Here is a 23300-nt window from a genome sequence, read left to right on the forward strand (position 1 = left end):
GTGGTTGTGTTTAGGCTACTGCCGTCACTTTGGCAACCAATGCCTCGGCAATTTCGCTCGCTGGAGTTGTTTCCAACAATTGCAAGCGTTCACCAAGTGCGTCAACATCTGGAGTACCTGTAACGGTAGCCCAGAGTCGAAGCTTGTCACCCATGGACACCGTTGAGATGCCTTGAGCGCGTTGCCTTGTGACGATCAGAATTTTTCCCTCAATTTTGAGGTCTGCCGCTTTTTCCAGAATGAGTCTGATGGCGGCTCTGTCCACATTATGGCGGTACTCCTCGTCAACGGCGTACTGAATGCGAACGTAAGCACCCTCACATTCAACTGCCCGAGCCTTGATGACATCAAGATCAGGCGGTCCGTCGAAGACAATGTCCACATTTTTGCGTGACGGCGTGGGCACGAAATCGAGAGATGTCCCCTCCTCCATGGCGTCCTGTTCGGACGACAAGGTGTTGATGGTCCATTCGATCCAGCCTTTTTCGCCAATCTCACCGTGGTGGAATCGTCCGATCGAGCCGGGGTAAGCGATGACTCGCCCGCCCTCTTCCCATTGCTGGTGCTTGTGGATATGGCCCAGCATGACTGCGTTGGCCTGCGAGCCAAACAGTGTGTCAACACCAAGTTCGTGATCTGTGCCCGCCATGGGAACGCCATGCTCCGAGATGGAGTTGAAGACGGTCCCGTGGCTCAGCACCACAGTGGCTCGGCCTTGACGGCGTTGCTCCAGGTGAAAATCTGCCCAGCCGCGAATGATGCCGCTGATGATTCCCCTGGCATGCTCGCTGGCAGCGTCTACCACACCCTCACACAGCGAAGCCACTGCGGCTTTGTTGAGTGTTGGCATAGCGCTCACCACCATGGTTGCCGAGCTTTCGACATCGTGGCCTCTGAGCTGGATGAATCCTGCGTTGGGCACAAGTGCCCATTGCGAGATACCGTCAGCAACGCTGATGGGGTATTTTTCATTCACCATGGAGATCATCCGCAAGAACCCAGGAGGCTCGTGACTGAATGTCCCTTGAAGCATGAGAACCGGACACACTCGACTCAATCTCTTGAGCTGGGCGGCCAGTGCACGTGTAGCCGGTGAATGAGCGTCAAGCGCGTGGTCTGTGCTGTCACCTGTAATGATGACGGCATCGACACCGCGAGAGATGGCTTCTGTCACGCCCGCCGTGAAGCAGCGATCAGCTTCTTCAAGGTGGTTGGGGCAGTAATGGAGATCACTGAACTGCGCGATTTTGATGGTTGGCATTGAAATCCTTTCCGCACTTTGTGCGAGTTGATGAAAAAGGACTTACCGATACGTTGGTTGTCGCATCGGCAAGCCTTCTTTCGAAGGCGTGCTGTTTATGGTTGCCAGCGCTCACGCATCTTTTGGATACGTTCGGCCGTTATCTTGGATTTAGTGAATTTGCCGTTGCCAGGTAGGCCGCGGACGAGGACTAGCTTAGCCATCAGAAGAAGAGATCTTCACAATCCAAGTTCAGCCAAGCTGGTTTACCGGCGACATCAGTACCAAGGTACTTATCGATCCAGTAGCCCCAGCCCACTTTTTCACTCAGGTGCTTTCCAGCTACTTTCTCAAGAGCCAAGGAATTCACGCCAGGAGCGATAAAAAACCGCTGTCCGTCGCTTTCGCGCACCAGGTAGAACCCGGGCGTAAAGCCTGCGTCGTTGGGAGCTGTTGTCGTGATCAATGCTGCCATGGGCCACCTCAGAACAACGCCGGCTGGCTTTGCAAAACGAACTCAGCTTTCACCGAGTCGATCACATAACGCAGCGAATTGCAGGAAGGACTGCTGATTTTGGCCAAATCCCCAAACGTAGTGGAGAACTGAGGCTGTCCGTCATCACCCTGTCCCAGCAAGTCTCGAACTTCACCGATCTTTTCCTTCATCCAGCGATCAGAATATCCTTCGCAGTCAAACCGAATGACGGTGTCATCGGGTAGAGACTTCGGTGACGCAAGGGCATTTTTGAGGGTTTTGAGCAACGGACGCAGCACCTTCTGACCTGTCTTCAGGTGAACATCAAGCGCGGACTTCACCAGCGCCTGTGTGAGGCAGTAGTTGTCGTACTGAATGCCACCGAAGTAAATCGGTTTATCGTTCAACATGGCCACGAAGGCGTTCTCTGGATCGGCGCCGTTGCCATAACCGACGTTGATGTCGGTGGCATAGACCTCCAGATCCAACTTCGCCAATTGCTCGACTGCTTGGATTTCGTCTGTTGGACCGAAGCTACCATCGGCGTGCAGGCAAGTCATGCCATCGCTATAGCGAAAAACCTTCCATGCTGCGATGCCCTTTCTTCGGGTGCGATGGTCATTGATGTCGAGGCCGTCGTACTCAACACTGTTGATGATGCCACGCAAGGCCTGAAAATCATCGTCGAGAACAAATTCAACCTTTTGGCTGGAGTCGCCTGGTTCTTCGATTTTTTCCGCAAGATCAAGGCGACCAATCTCCCGAAGGAATTGGCGAATAGCTGCCCTGTTGTGTGGTGTTATGGCGCCGTAGAAGGCCTTACCGTTGGTGTTTTCCAACAATACCGTCTCACAACGCATGTGACCCGGCGAGTCAAGCTTTTTGAGCATGGCGTCGATGAAGGCGGTGACAGACTGGCCGCCCACCTTGAGCATGCCGCTGGCCACCGATTCGGCCATGAGGTAGATGCGCCGGATGATGTCGGCTTTGTTGCCAAACGCCATCACGCACCAGTTGCTATCACCGTCACCGCGCAGGTCATGTGTTTCCTCTTGCCAGAGGTATACCACCTCACCGGTGGCTGTTGTTCGAGATGTGACGCGGACTGCGTCCAAAACTGTAGCGCCCATAGGGCCCCCTTTCGTTTCTCCGTTATGGAGTGGTTGATAAAAGGGTTGAGCAAGGCTGCTCAGGTGTGCCGTTTGGCACAACTCAGCGGCCTAAAAATTGATTTTTTATAAAGGAGACGCCAGAGGCTTTCTGATGCGATTGGTACGCATGAGAAAGCCCCCGAAGGGACTTAGGTTGAACAAGTCGGTCGAGAGACTTGATTGGTTATGCGTACAAGGCTTCCATGCTGGACAAGTTGCCTTTGAACTCCGTCTCAGGGATTGTGGCAAGGTGCTTGATCACATCGATGGCCGAAACTGAATCCAGATCAAGGAACGCACCGAGGTGTTGACGCTCAATTAAGATTTCTCCGCATGTGCTGACCTCCACCAAAGTACGGTACAACCGAAAACTTTCAATGGACTCGGTTATTGCTTCACGGAGCAGATCAGATGCCTCAATTTCTGATGTTGCCAAGTCATGGCCAACAGTGACTTGCGCTGGTATTTGCCAGCCACTGTCTTCGACTTTGATTCGCAAAGAAGTCATCCACTTGTTGGCGGAGAACCAATCCAAGATCAAGCCTCCGAGGGTGGCAATTTCGCCACGAACTCGAACTTCTTTTGCCCTCGCGGTAAGTCTTGCGAAATGCGCTGCATGACCGTTGCCTCTTGCAAACCCACCATCGTCTTTTTTGCTGCACAGGGCATCGACAGGCGTGAGAACCGTTTGCTCAGTGGGATGCACTGGAGCGTCCCAACTGCGGATGCTTGTGTGCCCACCATCTAGCCACGTTGGCCCGACACAACCGAAGTTATCTTTGGCGATTTTTTGGGCTTGTTCGTAAGTTGAGGCTTCGATCTCCACCACTGCGGTGAACATGGCCTTAACATGGATTTCGTGAGTTTTCACATGACCTTTCTTTTCCTCATGTCTGAGGTTGTTGATGAAAGGATTAAGCTGGCGAGCTTTCTGCTATTCACACCAAATGGGAAGAACAGTAGAAAGCCCCCGAGGGGGCTTATGGAAATCAGAACAGGGCTTTGCGCAGGGCCTGTTTCTCGCAGATGCGCTTGGCCTTGTTCGACTTGCGGTGGACCTTGGTGCCGCCGCCTCGCTTGAGGAGCGCCAAGGCTACGTGGTTGCGTTGCATGTCAGATGCCTTATTGAAATTGAGACCAGGAAGCCAAATTCAATTCATGGGGGCAATCCGCTCGCCCCCGATAAACAGCACCAATTGGCCTTTTGCGAAAACAACGCCGTCAGCTGTGTTTTGAACAAGCGTGACGATGTTCCCACTTTTCAGGATGATAGAGATTTCCTGGCCTTTCAACGATTTGTTTGACCTTCGAGCAACTTCGGCGCCAGCGGCTCCAACAACTGTTGTGCCTAAGGTTTGTCCGACGTATCCTCCTCCAAGCTCAGACCCAATTGCGTGACCAACCAGGCCACCTATGACAGCTCCAAGAACTGCTCGCTGGGGCGAATTGGTAGTCACAACAACGTCTCTCACCGAGACGACCATGGCTTGCTCAGCCCTCTGAGCTTGTTGCACACGCTCGTAACCCGTTGATGTACCGGACATTGGGTTGGTGGCGCAACCAGTGAGGGCAAGGGTGCCTACGGCCACCATAAGGGCGAAAAATTTTTTCATGATTACCTTTCTATTCCGCAGTTGCGGTGTTGATGAAAGGCGGGCCTTGAGGCTTTCTGATGGAGCTAAGGGGGTCCATGAGAAAGCCCCCCGGTTAGGGGAGCTTTGATTTTGTGGTTTTGGCTTGAGTTTGCGTAATCGAATGACGACGCTTTTGGCCCACCTTTTGACCGCCCAAATTTGGGCGGTCGTGGGTTTTGCCTGGCGCTCATGATCAAAAGCGGCTTGCGCCGCCCAAATCACTGACGGGCACGCACCAACCGAACTTGGCCGTTGTAGTTGCGGTTGCTGTCGTAGACGTAGCCGTCGTCGAAATTGACGTTCCAGGCGCCGCTGCTATTGCCCACATGCGGCGAAGACGACCAGAACCAGCCACTTTCGGGTTCGGACTTAGTGCCTATGAGGCTTTTGAGATCCTCAATCGTTGGCAAACGCCAGTCGCTGTGCCCCAGCCCAAGGGCAGGATCACCGTTGGCGTTGGTCACCAAGGAGGATGCGTCACCCTCGCGGCCATCACCGTGGTTGGTGTAATACTTCTCTCCCTCGTTGGGGAGAACCAGCCACTGCAAACCAGGGGTTTCGACGATCTTGGGTTGCAGTTGCATCTTTTCTGCATCCTCGGCGAGCATCTCATCCAAGGCTTCCTTGGCATCTTTGCCCACATGCGGACTCTCCAAGCCGCTGATGGTGCCCTCAACCACGAAGGCCGTAAAGTCATCCTCGTGATTGCTTTGCGTGGCAAGCCATTCAAGCTTAGCCTTCTCGGAATTGAACTCATGGAGTTCTGGGCCGCAAGCGGTGATCGCTATAACGCAAAAAATCTTCTTCATATTGCCTTTCTGTCCCCAAATATGGGTAGTTAAAAAAAGCATAGGCCAGTAGGCTTTCTCATGGCCTCGTAGAACCCATGAGAAAGCCCCCGAAGGGGCTTGAAAAGTCGTGATGTGAATCATGCAAACAATAGCTGCTGATCTTGCATGCCGACATCCTCTTGCGAGGGTTTTGCAGGCTGGTTAGCTGCCGTTGTAGCAATGACGCATGGTTGCAGAGCCGCTAGGACGGATCGTTTTGCTCGGTACGTGCTGCAGTACAACCACTCACCATTTTTGAAGATCTCGTGTTCCACGGAAAAGTGGCGATTGTCAGAATGCGCATTGACGACTTTCAGCCGATCACCGTTCCATTGGAACGTGTCGCCAGCCTTGATCGACCGTGCACGCTTTCGGGTCGAAGCCGCCTCTTGATGATGCTGCTCGACACGTTCTCTCCACGCTATTTCACTCGGATCTTCTGTTGGCGCTAAAAGCGCAAGCAGAGAAAGAGGCATGTCGACTTCATCACGTTCAGACACACTCTTGTGCCCCCAACCATGATGAGGCCAGCCGGATTGGATGAGGTACAAGGCCGGTGAAATTTCCCCGGTGCCCGTGTGCTTGACGATCATCCAAAGGTGGTTACCCACCAGTCGATGTTCGACAAGTCTCCAGACCGCATCGTCTGACTTTTGCCAGGCAACGAGCCTGTTGACCTCGGCGGCTTTGTTGTGGCTTTTGTCGATGGCGTAAGACCAGCCCATTTCACACCTCCCGTCCGATGCGCCATGACTCACGCCAAGATTCCACATCAGATGAGTTGGCGAACAAGGCCACACGTGCATCTACCAGCGTGAGTGCGGCATCAAACTCTGCAGCCGTTAAGCTGCAAGTATCGCGGTTGCCGCCATCCAGGCACAGCCCTTCATTCGAAAATTCCCTGAACTTCAGGGTGGTGTAGTAGTACCGCGAAACGAACCAGCCGCGGCCATCTTGCATGCGACCGTTGGAATTTTTAAGATAAAACTCCACCAGAGGTTCGGCTTTCTCCCATGTGAGCACGTCATTCAGGCCGTATTTCATGCCCTTACGAACGATGCGCACACCGAAGTTGCCGATGTTGCCATCAAGATCATCGCCATTTGTCAGCGCGATTTGTTTGTCAGTTTCCATGACTTCCTTTCGTTCCCCCGTGTTTATGGGGTTGTTGATGAAAGGAAAAAGCCGGTGGGCTTTCCTTTGTGGCCATGGCGGGCCCTCAAAAGAAAACCCGCCGAAGCGGGTCTAATGATCGAACTGTCACGGTAGGTTTACCGACTCAGTTATTTGTTTTTGTTGCCTCATAGGCAAGTGCGAAGGTGCGCACCAAACTGGCATGCAAGGTCCCGATCTTTGGTGAAGAGCCGTATGGCGTCCCTGGCGCGGTTCGAAAAAATCTCTCAGTCCAAGGCAGGTCAACGATCGTCTTCATGTTGAACTTGGTGTCATATGAAAGACCGGCTGTTCTGTAGCCTTCTGGGCTCAGAAGCTGACAGATGGCCACCTCACCAGTTCTGAGATTGTTTAGCTGTTTAGATGTGCCGTATACGACTCGAACGATCGCTCCATCTGATTTCTCAATGACACCAAAGACAAGCGCAGGCCTTGGTTTGGGACCGGGTTTTAGTTCTGGTAACTCTGGAAACAAGCACCAGACTATATCTCCGGGTGTTGGTAGCTTACCCGGCGGCCTCATCCGAACAAAACCTCTTCTCGAATGGTTTCCCCAATGGGCAAAAGGTCGTTTGCATCACGTCTCACTGCTTTGATTTGCCTTTCGCTAAGTGGCCCATCGTCTGGCTCGTAGCTAGGCAGAATTTCGGATGCCAATTTAGACAAAGCCAAGTGAACCACCTGGGTTTCATTGACATCCAATTGTTGAGCAAGCGCTTTGACAGTGAGTCGAGTCACGCCGTGCAAAGAGTCTCTGGTTCTGAACTTCAACAAGAGAGAGTCGTGAGTAGTTGCCATGGCATTTGCTCCAAAAATATATTTTGAATATATATCTTTTATTGGATTAAAGCAATTGGAGTTGCAAATCTGACTGGACTGTTCATGAGACATATTGCCTCCTTCTAAAAAAAGAAAACCCGCCGAAGCGGGTCTGTGATGGTCACCCTGCGGCATGCGCCCGGGCGATGTCTTGACACTGCACCTTGAGCCGATTGAGTCGGCGCAGGCGATTTTTCTTGGCAACCGAGAACTCGTCGCGGCCAATGCCAGAGACATGGAACTCGCCGATGTTGAGCTTGCGGCCAAACGTCTCAATTGCTGCTTGGTCCAGGGCCTTTTCGTAGAGGCCTTGCAGCCGCTGTTCAAAGTCCTTGAATTTTGCTACGGCCAAGCGATGCTCTTGGGCGCCGAACTCCGGGAAGAGTTGGCGGATCATTCGACGATGCATCCCACGGTTCGCGAACGAACTGAAGATCGTGACTGGGCCGCTGATGAGGCGGAATTTAAATTGGTGCTGGTACCGTTGAAGGTTCATGCAGTCCTTTCGTTTCCCCGCGTGGGGTTGTTGATGAAAGGTGGGCCTTGAGGCTTTCATATTTGTTGGCTGGGCCAACAGATACGGAAACCTCCTCCGTTGAAGAGGGCAAAGAAAAACCCACGCCTCAAGGAGACGTGGGCTTCTATCGTCAAGTAGCGTGCCGCTATTTGACTTGTGAAGCATGCTTTTAGGCGTGAGCAAGGGTGACCAATGTCCTCCCTTGGTGATCCACTCCGGTGAGCAAGGGACCCAATGGTTTGGGTCAACCACCGTTAGCGTTTGTGCTGCCTTCGCTTCAGCCTCAAGTACCTCAATGCGCTCGGATAATTCCGTCAAGGTGTTGACAACCTCGTCCACAGACTTTGCGTAGACCTCGTGGCCGCTGCCATCGCCCGGCACAATGGCAAGCATGATTCGTCGCACATCAAGGTGTTCTGGCACAAGTGCTGCGGGGGCTAGATGCTTCTCAAGCAGTTCCGCAGCCTCTAAACATCGGTCAATGCTGTCGCGCCATGTGTGGTGATCTTCACGCAAGCGTCGAATGGTCCCTGAAAAGGCAGCATTCGCCACAGGCTCCTGCACCGGTGGTGCGGTGGGGATGGTGTAGAGCGTGTCAATACTTTTGAGCAACGCAGTGCGATACTGCCCAAGGCTCTGAAAGCTCACGGCCAATGTGTCATCAGCAATAACTCGTCGAAGGTCAGACAGCGCCGATTGCGTTGGCGCTGGCTGTGAGGATGGCACGTCGGTTGATGTGACTGGTTTAGCCTCAACCACTGGTGTGATTTTTTCATTCGTCATAAATTACCTTTCTTGCCTCAAAAGTGGCTGTTAATAAAGGCGTGAAACCGAATGGCTTTCTCATGCACCCTGACATCTGGACGCATGAGAAAACCCACCCGCGTGAGCGGATGAGTTTGGAAAAAAGAACCGACCCACGAGGGGTCAGTTCATTTCGTTTAGCCGCAGCTACCAATAGTGCCGCAGTTGGTGCAGAAGTCGCAGCCGTCTTTTTTGATGACGGCGTGCGCACCGCACTCCTTGCATTCCTTACCGGCCACGACCTGGGAGCTGCCGTGAGCAGTATTCCCTTGGTGCGTATGCCGCTCGGTTTGCTCGGATTGCAACGGTTTGGCGCGTACCTTGGTGGGCACAGGATTGCCATCGACGTCCAGGACGCCTTTGGAGATCAGTGCCTCCTGGACCGCATAAGCGATCAAGGCCACCTCGGAATTGTGGAAATCGTGGCACTTTCGTACCGTCATCCTTCTCGTACCAGCCATAGCGCACACGTCCTTTGTCGGAGCGAACGGCACGGCCATCTTGGAGCGCCTTGGCCAGCATCGGCACACCGGAGCGGGCCAACAGTGATAGGCTTCTGGCATGGATCGCAATCCACTCGCCGGGTACGCCATCAGGCGAAGCAGTGATGAACACTTCGACGGGTCTCTCGACCTCGACATTGACGCCACCAACAACCCCTTGCACGCTGGCAAAGGAGACAGTCAGGTACATCGATGAGTCGCCGGTAGAGCCGCTGTAGGCGACCTTCTTGACGACAGCTTGGAGGTCATCGCCACCGGGGCGGTGCGTGAGCACCACACTTGCGGGGTCCACGTCGGCGGACACAGTCACCTTTTCTTCTGGCTTTTTGGTTTCAGTCGCGGGCGCAGCGGGTGCAGCAACCAGGACAGATCCCAAAATGGCGTTTGGACGGTAGCAAGCTACGCCCTTAAGCCCCAGTTTGTTGGCTTTGAGGTAGATGCCCTTGAAGTCTTCGAACGGGTAATCAGCGGGGACGTTGATCGTCTTGCTGATGGCCGCATCGATGTAAGGCTGCACCGCCGCCAAGACGGACAGGTGCTGATCGACCGAGAGCGTCTGTGCAGTCACGAATGACTTAGGCAGAACATCACTGACCTTGTAGGACTTAGCGTCGAACTCAAACTCAGTTTTGAACTGCACAATCGCATCAAGCAAGGCCTGCTTGAACGCCACCGCATCGCCTCCGACGTGTGCCGATACATCGCCAACCTCAATGAACACGCGCAAGGCGTGATCGAGGACCGCGAAGCTCTCTTTGCCGCCGTCTGCCGTACGCTTGTTACGCATATAGGCCAACGAAAACATAGGCTCAACCCCGTTTGAGCAGTTGTCACCGAATGCCAAGCTGACCGTGCCCACGGGGGCAATAGACAGCAAGTGGCTGTTGCGCAGGCCATGTTCGCGAATTCCTTCGCGTATGTGATCTGGCAAGCGATTTGCAAATCCACTTTGCAAGTACTTCTCGCGATCGAGCAATGGGAATGTCCCGCGCTCTTTGGCGAGTTCGATCGACGCTTCGTATGCCGCATCGCGCATGGCACAGGACACGGACGAGGCGAAATCATCACCGTCGGCGCTGCCGTACTCAATGCCCAACATCGCCATGCAAGAGCCAAGGCCCGTGAAGCCACCGCCAATGCGACGCTTGTTTTGCGCCTCTTGACGTTGCTGCTCAAGCGGCCAATGGGTCACGTCAAGTACGTTGTCCAAGAAGCGCACAAGCGTCTTGACGGTCGCTTTGAAATGGTCGAAATTGAACGATGAGTCCTTCGAAAACGGCTTACTCACGAACTTGGGCAGAATGATCTGACCGAGGTCGCAGCAACCGTATTTAGGCAGGGGATGCTCCGCGCAGTTATGCACATACAAACCATTTGCATCAAATGCGTGCACATCGTTGACCGTCACATCAAAAACTTCTTCATTTCCAATGCTGACCAGGTCAATCACTTCGGAAAAGAATCGTTCTTTGTTTGGCGTCCGTTTGTAGCTTGAAAGAAGCGATTTCAGTTTCTTGGCTTTAGCGTGGTGTTTAAACCCAACTTGATTTTGGAAGAATTGCAGACTGTCGCCCGACACAACCAAATCATGCGTTGGCTTTGTTTTGTACATGCGCTTTTTCCCTTTGCCGTCAGGCAAAAGCATCTCCGCATTGTTACGGCGATTTTGGTAAATCGTCGATATAACGCCAAGTCTCGCCAACATACGCTGAACAGTCTTCAAAGATTCAGGGCTAGATTGCGACAGCCGAACGCTGACGCCTTTCTGTTGTTGTCCTTGAACCGAACCATCTGCATCAAAGAAGCCGCAAAGGAATCCTTTGTAGAAATCCGAGGAGCCCTCTTCTACGGTTGCCGGGATGCTTTTGATACCAGAAGTAATGCCAAATTTCGCGGCAAGGTCACCCAGTCCGCGTGATTTAAGCCGATACTCTGCACGTCCAGAAATTTTCGAGAAACCTTTGAAATCAGAACGACTTTTAAGATCCCGAATGGATTTCCGAACTGTTGCCATCATCGACAACGCACTTTCGTCAAGCACGTCTTTTCTCTCGGTCCACACACTGATCTGCCCCACACCATTGCTGGAGTGAACAAAGCCGTCGCCGAACAATACGCCAAGCATGTAACCCTCATTCCAAGATCCTTTGCCCGCCCACTGTGAAAAACCACGGTGGTTGTGCAAAACGACCTTATCACCGGCATTCAAATTTTTGGCCTCAACCCAAACTTGCTCGCTGCCCTGCTTGACCAAAACCTTGTGGTTTCCTGTCAACTTGAGATCAAAGCCTTTGGATGTTCTGAGCAAGAACACTTCCTTCTTGCCGGTCTCAAAGAAGCCATCGCTTACGGTGGCATAGCCTTCGCCGTTGACCACCGCAGAAAACTTCTTGCCAATCAGGTCCTTGACTTGACGAGGCCCGTCGGTAGTTGTCACCCATGTATCACGAGTGACGCAAGGATTGGTTGCCTCAAGTTTTTCGCAGTACCAGAGGTTGTTTTCACGGGTGAAATTGCTGCCCAGCAAAATGCCTGGTTCAGCGAAGTCGTAGTTCGACTTCATGACCGTGTCCCACATTTCCTTGGCTGACACTTCACGGTAAACCCACAGACCGTCAGCACGCTGACGCACACCGGGGTTGTTGGCCACGAAGCGATCGCTGGGCTTGGCTTTGTGGACCAATTCCCATGTCTCACCCGCTTCCAGTGCTTCAAAGAAATTGTCTTCGACGAACAAACTCACGTTGAAGTTGTTCCAGCGCCCGGGGGTGCGTTTTGCCGTGATGAAATCGAGCACGTCTGGGTGATCCATTCGCAAGACGCCCATTTGGGCACCTCGCCTGGCGCCGGCACTTTCTACGGTGCCACAGGACTTGTCAAACACGTCCATGTAACTGCAAGGGCCGGATGCCTCAGAGTGAGTGCCGCCCACGAAAGCGCCTTGGGGGCGAATGCGCGAGAAGTCATACCCCACACCACCACCGCGACGCATAGTCTCGGCGGCTTCACGAAGGGCCTCGTAAATGCCGGGATTTCCATCCTCGTCAAGACCTTGAATGCAGTCACCCACAGGCTGAACGAAACAATTGATGAGGGTGGCCTTGATGTCGGTGCCTGCGGCGCTCATGATGCGACCGCCGCCGACGCCGCCGTCGTGCATCATTTTCAAAAAAATCTCAGCAAACTGCTCGCGCATCTCTGGGGTTTTTTCGGCTTGAGCGATGCCTCGGGCTACTCGAACGAAAAGATCGTCTGCGGTGTTTTCACCGGATTTGAGGTACTTCTCGGCCAGAATGACCGAACTGATTTTTTGAGGGCTCAAAGAGACCAGATTGTTTGACATTGCAAACTCCTAAAAATTGCAGCATTGAGCTGCGTGGTTGAAAAAGCGGGCATAAGAAAACCACCCAAAGCTTGTCGCCAGGGGTGGTTTTGTTTTGACGCCTTGTGAGGGTCTAGCGGGCGTAGTGAACTGGTCGCTCGTAGCGGCCCTTTTCATCCCGGTAGACGCTCACGAAATGGCCGTTCTTGCTTCCGTCATCGAAAGTGAAGGAGAACGTCTCCCCGTAGGCAAGCGACTTGCCCAGAGGCCAAACACCCACCAGCCCTTCCGCGGCAAGCGCTTCGTTGAGGACTGGAAAGTAGTTATGACGGCTCACCTTTGCAGGTGTCTCGGTTGTTTCGTAGAGGTGCGTCGCGCTGCCATCTGATTGCATTTGCATGGTGACCGTTAGCACCGATTCGCAAGTGTCTTTTGGCCGCATGGTGATGGTCATGCGCCCTTGGGAGAGCATCTGCACAGAGCACTGGACGGGGCTTGCGATGGACGCAGCCAACTTCATGAACTCACTGGGTGTGAGCTGTTTTTTTGACATTGGAGCCTTTCTATTCCGCAGTTGCGGTGTTGATGAAAGGCGGGCCTTGAGGCTTTCTGATGGAGCTGTTGAGGTCCATGAGAAAGCCCCCGGTTAGGGGAGCTTTGATTTTGTGGTTTTGATTGAGGGTTGTGCGTTTGAATAACAACGCATTTGACACACCTTTTGACCGCCCAAATTTGGGCGGTCGTAGGTTTTGCCAACCCGCCAGATGACCAAAGCGGCTTGCGCCGCCCAAATCACTGACGGGCACGCACCAACCGAACTTGAAAGTCGTAGTAGCTGAAGTTGTAGCCGACGTAGTCGTCGCTGAAACTGACGCACCAACCGCTGTAGCGGCTACCGCGCACATACTGCGAAGAAGACCAGAACCAGCCGCCTTTGGGGGCGGACTTAGTGCCGACGAGGCTTTTGAGTTCCTCGATCGTTGGCAAACGCCAGTCGCTGTGCGTCAGCCCGAGGGCAGAGTCAGCGTTGACTTTCGCCACCAGCGCAGACGCATCGCCCTCTCGGCCGTCGCCCCAGTTGGTGTAGCGGGTATCGTCTTCATCGGGCAAGATCAACCAATCAAGCCCTTCTGTGACCACAATGCGGTGCTGTTCAGGCACTTCAACTTGCAAGCTCCCAAGGCTGTCATCTCCTTCTTTGCCTCGTGTGTACACGTCGACGACGATGCCTTTATGAGCAAGGTCGCGGATGCGAACGCTGAAGTTAGGGGTGCCCAGCCAGGCTGCGCCATCGGTTAGCTCATAGTCGCCATCGGGCAACTCCAGATCTGAGGCTTGGAGCCGCAATCCAAAGTCGCTTTTGAGCGTCATGAGCTCGATGCACGTAGTGCTGCAGTTGAACCCGTCGTGGCTCACTGTTTCGAAATGCACGGCGTCTGCGCTGACGACCATCTTTTCAACCTGGGTGTTCAAGACGTTGCCGTCTTTGTCGGCCCAACTCACGACCGTGGACAGGGCTGTTGCTGTGACGAGCTTTTGGTCCAGCACCATCTGTGCAAGTTCGATGATCTTGGCTGCGATCGCCTTGTCGATCATCGCTGTGGCGATAACGATCTTGACCATTGGTTCGCCGGCATGACGGGAATGCAGTTGGTAGCTTTTTGAGTCCATGGGACTTCCTTTCGATTCCCCGTAACTGGGGTGGTTGATGAAAGGAATAAGCTGGTAGGCTTTCTGATACGCCCGCCGGACGCAGTAGAAAACCCGCCGAAGCGGGTGTGGTGATCCTAGACAGCCTACGCCGCCTGGTTGTTACTGGGCAGACTCGTAGTAGCCCTTTGCACGCTCACGGATCGCATCAAGCTTTGTCATTGCCGCCGCATGCGCGGTGTCAATCAGCTTTTGCGTTACGCGTGCGCAAGGAGCCTTGGAGATCACCTCGGCAAAGTCGCCTTTGCCAAATTGACTTATTGAGTAGGCATGGCTTTTGAGACCATCCTCACCCAACCAATAAACCATGGCGCCTGACTTGAGATTACCCGACGACTTGTCGGTCTCGATTTCGAGTTGCGCTTGCTCAGCGCGACCCATCTCATTGCGGCGCAATGGCAGCATTTCTTTGTGCAAGGCTTTGTTCGCCATATATTCCTTTCGATTCCGCAAGCGCGGTTGTTGTAAAGGAATGGGCATAAGTCCATGTCTGCCACAAGGCAGGCATCGAATCACGACTCGAACTAATCTACCAAGAACCTACTAAAAACGGTGCTCGAATGTTGCCGTTGTAGTCGAAGCATTTGGGCTGGCTTTCTTCTGGGCTCATTGAGCGCAGAAGAAAGCCCCCGAAGGGGCTTAATGCGACCTGGCCTGGCCGCTGTTTTAACCTGTAGCTTGCGCCAACCTGTAGGCCGGAACAGTTGAGGTATGGGTCTCTGCACAAGATTCCAAGGACTGACCAATGCGCTTGAACAACGCCTTGACGGGCGCGTACAAAACACTTTGGCCCAGCAATTCATGTGCTTTGGTCTGGGACATGCCTTCTACCAAATGCTCAGGAATTTGCTTGATCCTAGCGTGCTCCTTGGCCGTAAAAAGCCTATACAGGCCTTCCTGGCTCGGATGCTTGAGCAGCGGATCTGTTGAGCCGCCTTTATGGTAGCCCTTGCGCAACACCGGGACGCTGGTGTCGGACGGGTCAACGATTTGCATCGCAAACCCATTGCCCTTCTCCGCGTCACGCACAGCCTTGGTCTTGAGGTACTGGAAGTCCCGCCACGACGCGTCGTTTTCGGGGATTTGCTCCAGCACCTCGCCAACGGTGCGCACCGGTGTACACACTGGAGCCATGGCGTCCAGATCGATGGTGATGCCGTTGGTGGCGGCAACCATGAACCAGCGAGTCCGGTTTTCCAGGACGCCAAAATCCTTCCCGTTGAGAATGACTTCGTTGACCTGGTAGCCGCTGTCTCGCAGGTGCGACCGGATGATCTGTGCGGATGCCGTTTTCTGGTACTCCTTCACGCACTCCACCACCACGATTGCGGGCTGAACACGTTGAACCGCCAAAAGCAAGCTCGCCGCGAGGTGACCGACTTCTGGATGGTCTTCCATCATCTCAAGTCCCCGTTTGGACACGCCAGCTCGGGAGGCTCCCGAGCAAGGAATGCCTACGGCCAAGATATCCACGGGTGGCAGACGATTCATCAGCCACTCATCCTGAACTGCTTCCTGCATGGGTGCTGCGATGCCGATACTGTCCGAATCCCAAACATCGTTGACCGAGCTGGAGTGTTCCAGTAAGGCGCCGTCGAGTTCGTTGGCAAAAGCCAACTCAGGCTTGATGCCAGCTTCCTGGAGACCGTGGTGAGCTGCATTGTCCAGAATCCCACCGCCATGAGACAGTGAGGCGCTAACGATGCGGCCGTTTGCCAGGTTCTCACGCAGGCGGGCGATTCGGCGCTTGGCGTTTGCTTGAGACGCGGTAGCCATCATGCAGATCATGCCATCCTGAATCACCAGGCGAACGGCTTTGAGGCCGTCAAGAGGGCTTAAACCATCTTTGCTGTTGATGTCGATGACCGGCACCGTCTCGCCGCCCTTGTCTTTTTTGGAGACGGTGTAGCGGCCGTTTTCATGCAGGCGCAGGATGAGCTTGCCCTCCTCTTTCAAGCGTTCATACGTAGCGCCGGGTGTGAAACCGGCAGACGTGAGGGCCATGGTATCGAGGTAGATGCGTGGTGCTCCGCGGTGCTCTCCGATTTCTCGGACTATGTAGCGGCGAATCATTGAAGCGCTCATAGGATCACCTTTTTTTCAAAAGAGGCGTCTGCAACATTCGCCAGCCATTGAGGGCCAAGTTGGTTACGAGCCCGAATGCTCAGCACCACAGGGTGACCGAATGCCTTGTTGGCTTGCAATGTCTGAGCGTCCATCACATCAACCCCATTTGTGCCATGCTGGCGATCTCGGTGCGCGTCACGATGAAATGGTCCAAGACCCCGACGTCGATGAGCGCAAGAGACGCTTTGATGGTTTGTGTGAGGAGCTCGTCGGCACGACTGGGCGTCGTAGATCCGCTGGGGTGGTTGTGAGCCAGGATGACCGCGGCTGCATTGTTGTTCAATGCAGCCTTGACGATTTCACGCGGGTAAACGCTGCATTGACTGAGCGTGCCCGTTGCGAGCTTTTGGGTCGTAATGACTTGGTTTTGCGAGTCCAAAAACATGACCCAGAACGACTCAAAAGACTCGTGCCCAATGATTTGCCGGATCTTCTCTTTGACTGCATCTGGTGAAGTCATCGTGGGCAGCTGACTCAGTGCCATGCGCTTTTGAATTTCCATGGCAGCATCGAGTCTGGAGCGCAGTGGATCGCTGTGCCAGTCCATCGCGAAGTGTTCGCCATGCCGCGGGAAAAACTGCTGTTCAGCTTCTTCGGCCTTTTTGCCATTTACGCCGAAAGCAAATGCGATCAGCTGGCTGTTGGTTAATGTTGACAAGTCCATTCTTTCCTCCAGTGGGGGGTTAAAAAAAGGACGAGCGCAGATGCGCATTGCGTTGACAGAAAGACTGCCAAAGCAATGCGCACCAGATCGATTTTTGTGTTTTCTTGTCGGTAAAGTGATTACCGAGCCCCATAAAGGCCAAACCCCCCAACCCACGAGGGGCTGGGGGGTCTACTGAGAGTTGACAATATGTCAACCACTGACGTTGAGGGTAGGCGAATCCACACAAGACCCACATGGGTCTTGCGCGTGGTTGATGCGCATCCCATGTGGGTCCATGATCTTTCTCGTGCTTTTAACTACGAGCAAAGACGGCAGGTTCACCGTTTGTCTGACAAAGACAATTGCCTCAACGGGCGCATTCGAGCTGGGGAGTCTGTTCCAGCAAGGGACCGAAGTCCGGTTAACGGTGATCTCAGTCTAGGAGCAACTAGGTTTTTGAGATCACCACCTTCCGCAGATGCGGTGTGGTTAGTGGTTCTATTATGTCGGTGTGCATTTTTTTTTGTAATTGATTGATGCTTATAAATCGAGCCTATTTAAAAGATTTTTGGGCCCTCTTATCTTGGTTTGTCCTGGACTCTGCTTGGCAAATGTCAGGTTTGTTAAGTGGTTATGAATAGTGCCCCGATTGCGTGAATTTTCAGCAGTAACTGCGCTTGCTCATGCTGACAATCAATTACATGACCAATGCACTTCTCACTTCTTCCGACAGCATCCCCGAATCACAGCTTTTGGCTGCTGAGACGTTGAACGCTGAGATCGATCTTTCCACCGACCCCCTGGTGGTGCAAATGAAGAACACGGATCGTCTGGAGCGCATCCGAACGAGCATGCTGGCCAGAGCCGACCTCATCTTCCAAACGTCACCCGTGTCACGCGTCATGCGCCGGGATTGGAACATTGTGAGTGCCAAGCTGTTTTTGAATTCTCTCGATCCGAAAATCCGCCAGCGAATTTCGGAGGACCTGGTGGAGCTGGTCTGGCAAAGTACGGACCTCCTGGATTCCCTGCAAACCCTGCGCAAGCCAGACGATGAGAACTTGTGGATGCGACCCCGCAAACTTCAACTACAAGTCATCCACCCTCTGGCCGCGCAGTGGCTGCGCTGCATGCGAAACATTGATTCGTGCTACCTGATCATGATCAATGCCGAGAAATCGGGTGTCATCACCCGCAAACACCGCTGGGCCATGCTTGGCCCCACACAGATGGCCTATATGGGTTTCAAGGCGAGCGCCATGAATCTTCCACTCCGCGCCGCCAAAGATCTGCTTGAAGAGATCGGACTCTAAGGTCCAAGTTTTTAGGGAAAAACGACGACCGCCCAAATTTGGGCGGTCAAATAAAGTCGAATTTCATGCGCCTTTTGACCGCCCAAATTTGGGCGGTCCACAAAAAACACGCTTTAGGTACCCGTTTGGAGATTGGCTGCGGTGGTCCACAGGGAGAGCGCGACCCCTGCAACGGCCAAATAAAGCACCGTGACGCTGATTGGAATGGGAAGAAGCGGCAAAATCATAAAAACGCCCGCAACACTGATTGCGCTGTGTGCTGAAGCCCAAAAAATCACCGGGTTATGCTGCCTGAACTGGTCCAATTTACGCCCACGAATGGCCAGTCCGTCAACGATGGCTGGCAAAACGACACACAGCAGCAGCACTGACAAGACGGGCCATAGACCCGCGATTCTCCAGACGGCCCTGTAGACCAGGTGCCAGAACCCGAGGACGTAGCTGTTGCTGACATCAGCGGCAACTTTGACACCGTGTTGTGTGATTGGTGTCGCTGTCGTCAACAATGAATGTGAATATGCCACGGCTCCCGTGTCCACGAACGCGCTTCGAAAGATCGCGTTGGCCTGTTCTGTGATGGCCTTTGTATCTCTGCCAAGGGTCTTCAATGTCTGGATCTCTTCTGCAGGAACCTTGAAATCCTCAGAGTCCAGCATGACTGGAGCCAACAAAAGAAAGAGGACCGGGAGGGTCACTATCCAGAAAAGGATATTGCGGGCAAATTGGTTTTTGATCTCAATCATGCCGGTGCAACCCTTTTCGCTTCGATGAACTCAACGACGCCTTTGAACATTCCACGGCCAGCCACAAACGCAAAATAATGCAGTGGCGGCAAGCGCATCAGCAACTCGGGCGGCACGAGGGCCGAGGCCTGAGATTTGAGCGAGCGTGACGTGTTGGAGCGGAACTCAGTGAACGCCTGACTCGATTCTGAGCCCGAGCTGTATGACACCTCCATAGAGCGTGTCATGACCTCTCCGAACATGTCGCTGACGTATTTCGCCGTGTCCACGCTGCGCACGCGTAGGCTGATCAGGTTATTGAGGTTGGCCAGCACCTGCTCGGCCTTGTCTTTGGACCCCAGGCGGACCACCAAGTCCGCAATGGACTGCATGGCAAGAAAACACTTGATGCCCGCGCCACCACCCTTGTTGAGGATCTGGATGAGTTGGTCGTTGGCCACCTCGGCTACCTCGTCGACAAAAAGGTAGCAGTCAGCCGGTGTCTTGAAGTTGTAGATGGCGCCCAAGGTAGATGACAGATCGGCCAACAGGATCGAGCCGATGGCCGATGCAATGATTTTGTTGGACAGCGAGTCCAGGCCGATATACAGGACGGCCCCCTCGTCGATGACCTTGGCCATGTCGTAGATCGGGCGCGTGTCGTTTGTATCGAGCGGATCGGGCGAGAGTAATTCACCGATCTCACTGGAGCCAAGCATTTCCAGCAGTGGCTCCAGAACCTGAACCATTTTGGAAAAGTGCTCCTTGGAGTGCTCAACCATGGAAATCATGCCTTCGATGGCGTCGTCACTGTGGCCTTCTTTGCGGAACTTGGCGATCATCAGCTCCAATCGCGTGACGGCTCCTTTTTTGTCTTGGCCAGGCGTCGCTTGCAAGTTCTTGATGTCCTTGTCCCACTCCGGGCCGCCCAGCTTGGCGAAGTGCAGGCTCAAGATTTTTTCAGTCAAACCTTCCACACCCATTTGGACGTACCGCTTGGTGCTCTTGATGTCTGGACGCTCACCGGCGGCGATGATGGCCCTGTGGACCCTGTAGATGGTTTTCCAAGCGAACGCCGCGAACGAGCCGTCAGCATCCACAAGCTGGCCGATGCGGGTGGCCGGCTCTGAAATGTTGTTCCAGTTTTGCAGGGGGTTCAGGCGAATGCTTTTTTCGGGCTTGGCGGGGTCGAAGTAGAGAAACTTGCGCCCCGTCTTTTGGCACATGGTGTTGAGCATGGCCACCCAGTCGGCATCCTTTTTGGGATCAATGACGATGAGCGCAGGTGGCTTTCCACCTTGTTTTGAGGGCGGGAGGCAGACGATTTGAGCCGTCAACGCTTCATACAGTCGGGTTTTCCCTGCCCGCGTGGTGCCCGTGATCATCGTGTGGCCGGGCATGGCAGAAAACGGGATGCCGATCTCTTTTTCTTCGGTCACGCCAATCCCATGTATCCAGGGGGTGCCGATATCCGAATCCAGAACGGGCTTGCTGTTGGCGGGCAGGATGTTTTTGATCGCCATTTCAATCGCCTTGTCCACCATCGTGCGTTTTGCTCTTTGGATGGCTTCGAGGCGGGTCAGCTGGTTCTTGATGAAGTTCGGGACATCTGGCAGCTCGTCGGGATTGCGGTTCAGGATCTGGGTGGCGATTTCCGCATGGCGCTGGGACCAAGGGAATCCCATTCCCGTCGGGAGAATTTGACGGGTGGACTGAAGCCGGCGCAATCTGGCTACCAACCTGGACAGCTTGATGGTGCGCATGCGAGAGAGGGTGATCGACGCCCTGAATCGCCACAGCCTGATTACATCCAAGCTTCGCAGGCAGCTCATGGCAAGCGTGGCAATGGCAATACCCCACCAGTACGGCGGCCGATAAATAACCAACCCTGCGGTCGCTATAGCCCAAACGACAACAGCGGACGCCTCTTGAGATGGACGGAAGAGGTTTTCGAACTGTCTTGTACTCATGGCTTTTTGTGACGATTAGCTGGATGAACGGCTGGCTTTTGCTGCGAGGTAGATGGCAGCTGCTGCGGCGGTAGTCTCTATCCCATCTGTAAGCTTTTTGTCCATATGGCCTGCGTCAAGCAGCATGCGAGAGTTGACGGTAGGCAAGGCGCCGAAGCCCATGGCTTTGCGCTGGAGCAAGATACGCCCCCCACTGATTTCGGTGACGTAGGGGTCCATTTCTGTCATTGAGCCCAAGGCAGTCAGCCATTCGCGGGACTTGACTTGCGCTGGGTTTTCCTTGGGTGCTGATTGAGGGGATGGCGCGGATATTTCACCGGTTTCCTCGTCAATGGTCAGGTCCGTACTGGGTTGGCCCGGGGGACTGGTCATTGGACTCTGAGGGGGTGCAGCGTCGCCGCTTGCCGTGGCTGGATTGCCCGGAATAGGCTGACCGCTGGAATCTGCAGGGCCGGGTGTGGCTGTTTGCCCGGTAGAAGGCGGTTGTTCAACCCAGCCTGAAATCATGCTTTTTTCATCCGCGATGATTCGCTCAATCGCTTGGCGAACGATTCGGGCGAGAGGCCCCTCCGCAGAGGGCGTGGCCAGTGAGGGGTTGATGGCGGCCCCAAAGTCTGAGGTCAATGTCCTGGGCAGGTGCGCAAACTGGCCCGGGAAAAACAGTGGGGAGAGGTGCGGGTGCAGCCGGCTCAGTAAATACTGTGGTTTGTTCACCCAAGCCATTTTTAGTGTGGGGCACCAGTCGATGAGGTGGGTGTCGTCGCTCCAGCTGTAAGTTCTGGAATCTTGTCCGTCGTCAGAAAGCACATCGACACTGGCAGTGCAGATCAGGTAAACAGTGCTCAGGGCGGCGCAAAACGCGAGCCAGCGGTATCTGGCATCGTTAGTCAGCCTTTCGGAAGCGCCGGCCGTGGGGGAAAAGATCGTCGCATCACAGGCCCGCAATGCCAGGGTGGAGGACCTGACGCCGCAAGCAAACGCGCCGCCCAGCGATGCGAATGCGGCCTTTTGTAGCGGCACTTCCTGGACGCGATCGGCGAACCGCTCCAGAACAGGCAGATAGTGACCGTTGAAGGCCTCAGCGCCTCCGACGTTGACGATCGCATCGTCAATCAATCGCATCAGTTCATACCGATGGACGAGCTGGGCGAGACTGGTGGATTGGGTTTTTGCAATGATCACAAACCGAGATTGCATGACTCGCTCAATCCATCAAAGTCAAATACTGTCGATTTCGATTGATTATTCAAATTTGACAACGGGTTCCCATGGTTAATCCTAGAGGCGTTTCAACAACTAGGAGCACCACGCCATGCAATCCAATCTTGCAGTTATTCCAACGCAAATTTCCCTTTTGGGGGTCGATGAAGCGACTGAGCGCCACCAAGCGATAATGGCCCACGCCATTTCCGTGGTCCAGAACTACGCCGCCATGAAAGAGAGCGCCGCCCGTTTGTGCGTCTCTTTGTTTGCCTGCCATTCGGAATTCAAACAGTCGGGCGAAGTCGGCTGGGAGAATTTCTGCGCCGTTAACTTCGCGCCGCTGGGTCTGAGCCAGGGCAACATACGCTCAGCGATCAAGGCTGGCCGGGCCATCTCTCACTACCTCAGCAGTCTTCAATCACGGGGCGAAACGGCTGAAATCAAGCAACTCGAAACGATGTCTCGGTCGGCCTTGATTGTTCTTGGCGAAGCGCCCGATGATGTGCGCGACCAACTGATTGACCGTGTTGTCCAGGCCAACGAAATGATGGGCTCTGCCATGCCGGCCAGGGGGGTCAGCAGCGAACTCGAACGAATCCAGCGCGAACGTGACCAGGCGAATGAAGATCTGCGTACCGCCGAGGGCCGATTGACCCAAGCCGGCACAGCGACGCAACGGCTGAACGACCTGGTGCGGGACAGAGAGTCTCAGATCGAGGAGCAGCAAACCAAGATCGATGAGCTGTCGAATCGCCTTCGCGAACTCTCAAACGCCCCCAAAGTCGAGGTGCTTGAACCCAATCCGAATTCACGTGCGGATTTGGAGGCTCGTCGCAATCTGGAGCAACAGCTGTCAGATCTGAATCACCAGGTCTCCGTGGCATCGGCCGATCTCAGCGCTCACAAATCAGAGTTGGAAAAAATTAGTCGCCAGGCGTCGTTGCGCAAACAGACTGACAACGCCATGGGGGAGCTTGAGCAACAGGTCACGCGGCTCAAGGCCCAATGGTCTGACGCCTACGCACAAAAAATCCGCGCCACCGACCCTCACCAGTATGGCCCGGTGCTGTCCCGCATTGCCAACGACATGAGGCTTTTGGCGGACCAGCTCGACCCAACGCTTTGCTGATTAAGGAGATTC

At 54.2% G+C, this 23300-nt stretch carries 22 protein-coding genes; 2 read left to right on the top strand and 20 right to left on the bottom strand.

The window, feature by feature from the left end:
- Window positions 1-10 precede the first annotated feature (10 nt).
- The 17 genes from HEQ17_RS00480 to radC all read right to left on the bottom strand — a co-directional run bounded on the left by HEQ17_RS00480 (window position 11) and on the right by radC (window position 17125).
- Complete coding sequence (locus HEQ17_RS00480; RefSeq protein WP_366937995.1) at window positions 11-1261, bottom strand: metallophosphoesterase; 1251 nt, start codon at window positions 1259-1261, stop codon at window positions 11-13.
- A 202-nt stretch (window positions 1262-1463) separates the two neighbouring features.
- Entirely contained in the window at window positions 1464-1715 is a 252-nt protein-coding gene (locus HEQ17_RS00490) for a hypothetical protein (RefSeq protein WP_296290759.1), read from the bottom strand.
- 8 nt (window positions 1716-1723) lie between these two features.
- The gene (locus tag HEQ17_RS00495) at window positions 1724-2845 is read right to left on the bottom strand and encodes a hypothetical protein (protein WP_296290760.1); all 1122 of its coding nucleotides are present in this window, start codon (window positions 2843-2845) and stop codon (window positions 1724-1726) included.
- Window positions 2846-3050: 205 nt separating this feature from the next.
- Window positions 3051-3737, bottom strand: coding sequence for a hypothetical protein (locus HEQ17_RS00500; RefSeq protein ID WP_296290761.1), 687 nt, complete (start codon window positions 3735-3737; stop codon window positions 3051-3053).
- A gap of 118 nt (window positions 3738-3855) precedes the next feature.
- Window positions 3856-3978 (bottom strand): hypothetical protein, encoded by a 123-nt coding sequence (locus HEQ17_RS00505; protein WP_296290762.1) that lies wholly within the window; start codon window positions 3976-3978, stop codon window positions 3856-3858.
- 39 nt (window positions 3979-4017) lie between these two features.
- Window positions 4018-4479: a hypothetical protein gene (locus tag HEQ17_RS00510; protein ID WP_296290763.1), complete on the bottom strand. Its 462-nt coding sequence runs from the start codon at window positions 4477-4479 to the stop codon at window positions 4018-4020.
- A 239-nt stretch (window positions 4480-4718) separates the two neighbouring features.
- Window positions 4719-5309 (bottom strand): DUF1566 domain-containing protein, encoded by a 591-nt coding sequence (locus HEQ17_RS00515; protein WP_296290764.1) that lies wholly within the window; start codon window positions 5307-5309, stop codon window positions 4719-4721.
- Window positions 5310-5428: 119 nt separating this feature from the next.
- Complete coding sequence (locus HEQ17_RS00520) at window positions 5429-6055, bottom strand: hypothetical protein (protein ID WP_296290765.1); 627 nt, start codon at window positions 6053-6055, stop codon at window positions 5429-5431.
- A gap of 1 nt (window position 6056) precedes the next feature.
- Window positions 6057-6464, bottom strand: coding sequence for a hypothetical protein (locus tag HEQ17_RS00525; protein ID WP_296290766.1), 408 nt, complete (start codon window positions 6462-6464; stop codon window positions 6057-6059).
- A gap of 558 nt (window positions 6465-7022) precedes the next feature.
- Window positions 7023-7394, bottom strand: coding sequence for a hypothetical protein (locus tag HEQ17_RS00530; protein WP_296290767.1), 372 nt, complete (start codon window positions 7392-7394; stop codon window positions 7023-7025).
- A gap of 49 nt (window positions 7395-7443) precedes the next feature.
- Window positions 7444-8622: a hypothetical protein gene (locus HEQ17_RS00535; RefSeq protein ID WP_296290768.1), complete on the bottom strand. Its 1179-nt coding sequence runs from the start codon at window positions 8620-8622 to the stop codon at window positions 7444-7446.
- Window positions 8623-8871: 249 nt separating this feature from the next.
- Window positions 8872-12489 (bottom strand): LAGLIDADG family homing endonuclease, encoded by a 3618-nt coding sequence (locus HEQ17_RS00540; RefSeq protein ID WP_296290769.1) that lies wholly within the window; start codon window positions 12487-12489, stop codon window positions 8872-8874.
- Between the two features lie 112 nt (window positions 12490-12601).
- Complete coding sequence (locus HEQ17_RS00545) at window positions 12602-13021, bottom strand: hypothetical protein (protein WP_296290770.1); 420 nt, start codon at window positions 13019-13021, stop codon at window positions 12602-12604.
- A gap of 239 nt (window positions 13022-13260) precedes the next feature.
- Entirely contained in the window at window positions 13261-14139 is an 879-nt protein-coding gene (locus HEQ17_RS00550; RefSeq protein WP_296290771.1) for a DUF1566 domain-containing protein, read from the bottom strand.
- 141 nt (window positions 14140-14280) lie between these two features.
- Complete coding sequence (locus tag HEQ17_RS00555; RefSeq protein WP_296290772.1) at window positions 14281-14610, bottom strand: hypothetical protein; 330 nt, start codon at window positions 14608-14610, stop codon at window positions 14281-14283.
- Window positions 14611-14844: 234 nt separating this feature from the next.
- Window positions 14845-16251, bottom strand: a complete 1407-nt coding sequence (locus tag HEQ17_RS00560) for a DNA cytosine methyltransferase (protein ID WP_296290773.1) — start codon at window positions 16249-16251, stop codon at window positions 14845-14847.
- Between the two features lie 145 nt (window positions 16252-16396).
- Window positions 16397-17125, bottom strand: a complete 729-nt coding sequence (radC, locus tag HEQ17_RS00565; protein ID WP_296290774.1) for a DNA repair protein RadC — start codon at window positions 17123-17125, stop codon at window positions 16397-16399.
- Window positions 17126-17634: 509 nt separating this feature from the next.
- Here radC and HEQ17_RS00570 point away from each other — a divergent pair.
- Complete coding sequence (locus tag HEQ17_RS00570) at window positions 17635-18264, top strand: hypothetical protein (protein WP_296290775.1); 630 nt, start codon at window positions 17635-17637, stop codon at window positions 18262-18264.
- 113 nt (window positions 18265-18377) lie between these two features.
- Here HEQ17_RS00570 and HEQ17_RS00575 read toward each other — a convergent pair whose 3' ends face one another.
- From HEQ17_RS00575 to HEQ17_RS00585, 3 genes are read right to left on the bottom strand one after another with little or no spacing between them, the layout of a single operon-like run.
- The gene (locus tag HEQ17_RS00575) at window positions 18378-19007 is read right to left on the bottom strand and encodes a DUF4400 domain-containing protein (RefSeq protein ID WP_296290776.1); all 630 of its coding nucleotides are present in this window, start codon (window positions 19005-19007) and stop codon (window positions 18378-18380) included.
- Window positions 19004-20956 carry a conjugative transfer system coupling protein TraD gene (gene traD / locus HEQ17_RS00580; protein ID WP_296290777.1) on the bottom strand — a complete coding sequence of 651 codons (1953 nt, stop codon included), beginning with the start codon at window positions 20954-20956 and terminating at the stop codon, window positions 19004-19006. Before traD ends, HEQ17_RS00575 begins: the two co-directional genes overlap by 4 nt.
- Window positions 20957-20971: 15 nt before the next feature.
- On the bottom strand, window positions 20972-22153 hold the full coding sequence (locus HEQ17_RS00585) for a TraI domain-containing protein (RefSeq protein WP_296290778.1): 1182 nt from the start codon (window positions 22151-22153) through the stop codon (window positions 20972-20974).
- A 115-nt stretch (window positions 22154-22268) separates the two neighbouring features.
- Here HEQ17_RS00585 and HEQ17_RS00590 point away from each other — a divergent pair, with 115 nt between their 5' ends.
- Entirely contained in the window at window positions 22269-23288 is a 1020-nt protein-coding gene (locus HEQ17_RS00590) for a hypothetical protein (RefSeq protein WP_296290779.1), read from the top strand.
- The last annotated feature ends 12 nt before the right edge of the window (window positions 23289-23300 follow it).

It is taken from the genome of Limnohabitans sp. (assembly GCF_023910625.1).
In the GTDB taxonomy this organism is placed as follows: Bacteria; Pseudomonadota; Gammaproteobacteria; order Burkholderiales; family Burkholderiaceae_C; genus Limnohabitans_A.

Excerpts from the sequence above, each read along its gene's own strand:
- HEQ17_RS00575 (WP_296290776.1), bottom strand. The coding sequence starts at position 19,007 with ATGATTGAGATCAAAAACCAATTTGCCCGCAATATCCTTTTCTGGATA.
- HEQ17_RS00510 (WP_296290763.1), bottom strand. The coding sequence starts at position 4,479 with ATGAAAAAATTTTTCGCCCTTATGGTGGCCGTAGGCACCCTTGCCCTC.
- HEQ17_RS00525 (WP_296290766.1), bottom strand. The coding sequence starts at position 6,464 with ATGGAAACTGACAAACAAATCGCGCTGACAAATGGCGATGATCTTGAT.
- HEQ17_RS00545 (WP_296290770.1), bottom strand. The coding sequence starts at position 13,021 with ATGTCAAAAAAACAGCTCACACCCAGTGAGTTCATGAAGTTGGCTGCG.
- HEQ17_RS00505 (WP_296290762.1), bottom strand. The coding sequence starts at position 3,978 with ATGCAACGCAACCACGTAGCCTTGGCGCTCCTCAAGCGAGGCGGCGGC.
- HEQ17_RS00560 (WP_296290773.1), bottom strand. The coding sequence starts at position 16,251 with ATGATTCGCCGCTACATAGTCCGAGAAATCGGAGAGCACCGCGGAGCA.
- HEQ17_RS00590 (WP_296290779.1), top strand. The coding sequence starts at position 22,269 with ATGCAATCCAATCTTGCAGTTATTCCAACGCAAATTTCCCTTTTGGGG.
- traD (WP_296290777.1), bottom strand. The coding sequence starts at position 20,956 with ATGAGTACAAGACAGTTCGAAAACCTCTTCCGTCCATCTCAAGAGGCG.
- HEQ17_RS00555 (WP_296290772.1), bottom strand. The coding sequence starts at position 14,610 with ATGGCGAACAAAGCCTTGCACAAAGAAATGCTGCCATTGCGCCGCAAT.
- HEQ17_RS00585 (WP_296290778.1), bottom strand. The coding sequence starts at position 22,153 with ATGCAATCTCGGTTTGTGATCATTGCAAAAACCCAATCCACCAGTCTC.
- HEQ17_RS00530 (WP_296290767.1), bottom strand. The coding sequence starts at position 7,394 with ATGTCTCATGAACAGTCCAGTCAGATTTGCAACTCCAATTGCTTTAAT.
- HEQ17_RS00535 (WP_296290768.1), bottom strand. The coding sequence starts at position 8,622 with ATGACGAATGAAAAAATCACACCAGTGGTTGAGGCTAAACCAGTCACA.
- HEQ17_RS00480 (WP_366937995.1), bottom strand. The coding sequence starts at position 1,261 with ATGCCAACCATCAAAATCGCGCAGTTCAGTGATCTCCATTACTGCCCC.
- HEQ17_RS00540 (WP_296290769.1), bottom strand. The coding sequence starts at position 12,489 with ATGTCAAACAATCTGGTCTCTTTGAGCCCTCAAAAAATCAGTTCGGTC.
- HEQ17_RS00490 (WP_296290759.1), bottom strand. The coding sequence starts at position 1,715 with ATGGCAGCATTGATCACGACAACAGCTCCCAACGACGCAGGCTTTACG.
- HEQ17_RS00520 (WP_296290765.1), bottom strand. The coding sequence starts at position 6,055 with ATGGGCTGGTCTTACGCCATCGACAAAAGCCACAACAAAGCCGCCGAG.
- HEQ17_RS00515 (WP_296290764.1), bottom strand. The coding sequence starts at position 5,309 with ATGAAGAAGATTTTTTGCGTTATAGCGATCACCGCTTGCGGCCCAGAA.
- HEQ17_RS00550 (WP_296290771.1), bottom strand. The coding sequence starts at position 14,139 with ATGGACTCAAAAAGCTACCAACTGCATTCCCGTCATGCCGGCGAACCA.
- HEQ17_RS00495 (WP_296290760.1), bottom strand. The coding sequence starts at position 2,845 with ATGGGCGCTACAGTTTTGGACGCAGTCCGCGTCACATCTCGAACAACA.
- HEQ17_RS00570 (WP_296290775.1), top strand. The coding sequence starts at position 17,635 with ATGCTGACAATCAATTACATGACCAATGCACTTCTCACTTCTTCCGAC.